Source organism: Achromobacter sp. 2789STDY5608615, from assembly GCF_001298995.1.
Lineage (GTDB): Bacteria > Pseudomonadota > Gammaproteobacteria > Burkholderiales > Burkholderiaceae_B > Achromobacter > Achromobacter insuavis.
The window spans coordinates 12,284-14,684 of record NZ_CYTY01000021.1 but is presented as its reverse complement, the minus strand read 5'-3'; the positions used below and the strand labels follow the sequence as shown (position 1 = coordinate 14,684).

Below are 2,401 nucleotides of genomic sequence, written 5' to 3'. Positions count from 1 at the left end.
AGCTGACCGCCAGCCCCGACAAGCGCCTGCCGCGCGGCGACCTGCCACCCGGCGACCCGCAGGCCGGCCGCGAATCCGTGCGGCGCACCGACGTGGTGGTCAGCCGGCTGCGCCGCAAGGCGCAGGAGACCAACATGGAATTGCCGATCCGCACCGTCTGGGGCTGGGGCTACGCCTTCACCGGCGACATCTAGCCCGCGCCGCCTGCCGGGCGGCGGCGTATCATGCGGCATGGCCCGCCGGATCCCCGGCGCCGGCCTTGCCAACCCACCGTTTCCCGCCATGGAAGTCTACGATCGCCTGCAGGCCCTGCTGACCGAACACCAGGCCCGCTACCGCCTCATTTCCCACCCGGCCGCCGGCCGCTCGGTGGAAGTCGCCGCCGTGCGCGGCACCGCCGTCAGCCAGGGCGCCAAGGCGCTGGTGTGCCGCGTCAAGATCTCGTCCAACCAGCGCAGGAACGTGCTGGCCGTGTTCCCGGCCGACCAGCAGGCCGACCTGGAAGCCATCGCCCGCGCCGCCGGCGGCAAGAAGGCCTCGCTGGCCTCGCAGGACCTGGCGCGCGAACTGACCGGCTGCGAGATCGGCGCGATCCCGCCCTTCAGCTTCAACCCCGACCTGCACCTGCTGGTGGATCCCAGCCTGCGCCAGCGGCACGATGAAATCGTGTTCAACGCCGGCCGGCTCGACGCCTCCATCCTGATGGCGACGGACGATTATTTCCGCCTGGCCGCGCCGCAGGAAGCGCCGCTGATCAAGGGCCAGGGTTAACCGGCGCGGGGCCGTCGTGCCACAGTCAGCCGAGCGCCGCGCCCGCACCTCCAACATGCGCTGGCTGATGAGCCTGGCGCACATGGAGCCGTCGCCGGTCAGCCGCTGGGTGGCGCTGCGCGCGGCGCTGGCCATCGGCCTGCCGACCGCCGCCGGACTGCTGCTGGACCAGAGCGCGGCGGCCGCGCTGGTGGCGCTGGGCGCCCTGCCCGCCATCACCGGCGACAACGGCGGCCCGTACCGCAACCGCGCCCTGTCCATCGGCAGCACCGTCTTCGGCGGGGCGCTGGGCTACTTCCTCGGCACGCTGCTGGCCGGCCACGGCCTGTTCAGCATCGCCGGCATGACCGTGCTGGTCCTGATCGCCAGCCTCATCGGCACCTTCAACAACATTGCCGCGGTCGCCACCCTGCAATTCGCCACCTACGTGATCGTCGGCGCCAGCCTGACCTCGCCGCTGCCGCCCTGGCTGCCCTCGGTGCTGGTGGGCGCGGGCGGCCTGTTCGGCCTGGCGCTGACGCTGCTGGGCTGGGTGGTCAATCCCACCGCGCCGGAGCGGGCGGCGGTGGCGCTGGCCTACCGCAAGCTGGCCGCGATGTACGCGGCCATCGGCACCTCGCGCATCATGACGGCCCGGCGCGACATGGAGGCTGCCATGGCCACGGCCTACGACACCCTGCTGGCGGCCCGCCGCCGCGCCGCCGGGCCCTCGCCGCGGCTGGCGCGGCTGGCCGCGCAGCTGCAGGCCTGCACCCCGCTGTCGGACGCCGCGCTGGCGCTGGCGCGCGCCGGCCGGGTGCTGCCGCGCGACTGCGCGCGCGTCATCAACCGGCTCGCCGACCATGTCGAGAACGACACGCCGCAGGCGCCCGCCGAGGACATCGCGGCGCTGCGCCAGGCCGGCGCCGGCGCGCTGGCCGACGCGCTGCAGCAGGCGCAACCCTTGCTGGAAGGCAGCGGCCCGGCGCGGCCCGACGCCTTTCCCGCCCTGCCGCCGGCCCGTCCACGCACGCCCTGGCGGGTGCTGGCGCGCACCTACCGGCCGGGGCCCACCACCGTGCGCTACCTGGTGCGGCTGGGCCTGTGCCTGATCGTCGCCGAGGCGGTGGCGCGCGCCGTGGCGCTGCCGCGCTCGTACTGGGTGCCGCTGATCGTGGTGGTGGTGTTCAAGCCCAACTTCGGCTCGGTCTTCGCCCGCGCGCTGCAAAGCTGCGCCGGCAGCGTGGTGGGCGTGGCGATCAGCGCCACGGTGCTGGCGCTGGACCGCAGCGGCATCGCCAGCCTGCTCACGGTGACCGTGCTGGCGGCCCTGCTGCCGTGGTCGATCCGCCGCAACTACGGCCTGTTCTCGGCGATCCTGCTGCCCATCCTGATGCTGCTGATCGGCGCGCTGCAACCCGGCAGCTGGCCGATCGCGCTGGCGCGGCTGGAGGACGTGGCGGTGGCCGCCGCCATCGTGCTGGCGGTCGGCTACCTGCCGTGGATGCGGATCGAGCGCCACAACCTGGACCAGGCGGTGGCCACCGCCATCGAAACCCTGGCCGCTTACCTGAACACCGTGTTCCAGGCCGACTCCACGGCCCGCCACGACCTGCGCACCCAGGCCTACGCGCGCCTGTCCGACCTGCGC

3 protein-coding genes are annotated in these 2,401 nt (G+C 73.9%); all 3 read left to right on the top strand.

Annotation, left to right across the window (positions count from 1 at the left end; genetic code table 11):
• On the top strand, nt 1-194 hold a 194-nt coding region (locus AOZ49_RS18630), incomplete at its 5' end, for a helix-turn-helix domain-containing protein (protein ID WP_197286746.1).
• Nucleotides 195-282: 88 nt separating this feature from the next.
• Nucleotides 283-771 carry a YbaK/prolyl-tRNA synthetase associated domain-containing protein gene (locus tag AOZ49_RS18625; RefSeq protein ID WP_054431294.1) on the top strand — a complete coding sequence of 163 codons (489 nt, stop codon included), beginning with the start codon at nt 283-285 and terminating at the stop codon, nt 769-771.
• A gap of 16 nt (nt 772-787) precedes the next feature.
• Nucleotides 788-2,401: FUSC family protein (locus AOZ49_RS18620; protein WP_231690384.1), on the top strand; the 1,614-nt coding region annotated here is incomplete at its 3' end.

Coding starts and splice junctions, on each gene's coding strand:
- AOZ49_RS18625 (WP_054431294.1), top strand. CDS start 283: ATGGAAGTCTACGATCGCCTGCAGGCCCTGCTGACCGAACACCAGGCC.